Raw genomic sequence first — 1,581 nt, 5'->3', positions numbered from 1 at the left:
AATTAATAAGCCAAGCTGAATAGGGCTTTGATGTGTGATAGATAGCGAACATTACTTGCTTCTTTCATCAATGTAGCCGGCAGACCTTTAAGGGAAGTGTTATTGGCCCCGACGGTTGCCACTGCATCCTTACGGCCAAGGCTCGCAAGTGTACCTGAGTTTACAGGTGAAAATTCTTCAAGTTTCTTGCCTTCAAAGGCTGCAAATAGGTTGTATCCAACAAGCTCACCCATTTGCCAAGCATTTTGTGCAGTAGGAGCGTATGGACGGCCGCCTTCTGGAGGGAAAGCAACGGCACTGTCCCCGACAACGAATACGTCATTATGGGATTTGGATTGCAAATACTCATTAACGGTTGCTTTGCCGCGATCCACTTCAAGGCCTGATTCGCCTACGATAGGAAGAGCCGCAACTCCGCCTGTCCAAACAAGCGTATTGGCCGTTATCGTTTGTCCATCTTTCAATTCGATTTGATTTCCTTTAACACCCGTTACAGGCAGGCCTGTCAAGAATTCAACGCCGCGTGCTTCCAAGCTTGTCATGGCACGTTCGATTAAGTGATCAGGCAGGACAGGAAGGATTTTTGGACCAGCTTCCACAAGCTTGATTTTCAAGTCCTTGAAGTCCACTCCGAACTTTTTGGCGATTTTAGGGAAATGATCCACGATTTCACCGATTAACTCGACGCCCGTCAATCCGCCGCCGCCGATCACGATGGTTGCGTCCGCTTCATTATTCGATTGTGCATATTCGCGGATGCGATCTTCGATATGTTTGTAAATCTTGTTTGCATCGTTTACGGATTTCAAGACCATGCTGTTTTCCTCAAGTCCCGGAATGCCGAAGAATCCTGTTTGGCTGCCCAAAGCAACAACCAGGGCATCATAAGATAAAGTGGAACCATTGGCAAGTTTCACTTCTTTGTTATCGACTGAGAAAGACTCCACTTTGGAAATGATAAGGTCGATATCTTTTCCTTTGAAAAGCTTTTCCAAAGGAATGGAAACGGCTTGTTCAGAAATGGATCCGCCTGCAAGACGGTGCAATTCGGTGATGATTTGGTGCGTTGGAAATTGGTTCACCACTGTAACCTGAACTTCATCTTTATTGTAATATTCACGTACGGATAAGGCAGATAGTAATCCTGCGTAACCTGCACCTAAGATGACGATTTGTTTTGACATAGTTAATCCCCCGTCCTAACTGATTGAAAGTTTATCAAATTATTTATTTTTGGTTTTTACGTTCTGAAGAGACTTCAAGAAAAGCTTGGGCGAAACGGAAAAGTTTTTGTGCTTGCGGATCTTTCATCATCCTTAACAGACCAAAAAGACCGATCACATCATTATTCACTTCAGCACGATCCTTAGCTTCGATGGCATTAGCCGCAAGCCCTTTCACTGAATGGACTACAGGTGTCGCGATCTCCGAAATGGCGCTGACCGTATCATTTTTCAAAACATCATCAGTCGCAACCGATTGAGCGAAATCATAAGACTTTGTTAAAATATTCACTAACTCAGTCAGTTTTGGTAACTGCTCAACTAAAGTGTTCAATGATTCCTGAACCTCAGGCTTTAA

Annotated in this window: 2 protein-coding genes; both read right to left on the bottom strand. The window is 44.3% G+C overall.

The window, feature by feature from the left end; translation table 11 throughout:
• Positions 1 to 2 precede the first annotated feature (2 nt).
• Positions 3 to 1,184, bottom strand: coding sequence for an NAD(P)/FAD-dependent oxidoreductase (locus Q8G36_RS28450; RefSeq protein ID WP_305163129.1), 1,182 nt, complete (start codon positions 1,182 to 1,184; stop codon positions 3 to 5).
• A gap of 43 nt (positions 1,185 to 1,227) precedes the next feature.
• On the bottom strand, positions 1,228 to 1,581 hold a 354-nt coding region (locus Q8G36_RS28445; RefSeq protein ID WP_305163130.1), incomplete at its 5' end, for a DUF1641 domain-containing protein.

Source organism: Peribacillus frigoritolerans (assembly GCF_030676415.1).
In the GTDB taxonomy this organism is placed as follows: domain Bacteria; phylum Bacillota; class Bacilli; order Bacillales; family DSM-1321; genus Peribacillus; species Peribacillus frigoritolerans_A.
The sequence above is the reverse complement of the archived record's forward strand: the minus strand, read 5'-3'. Positions and strand labels throughout refer to the sequence as shown.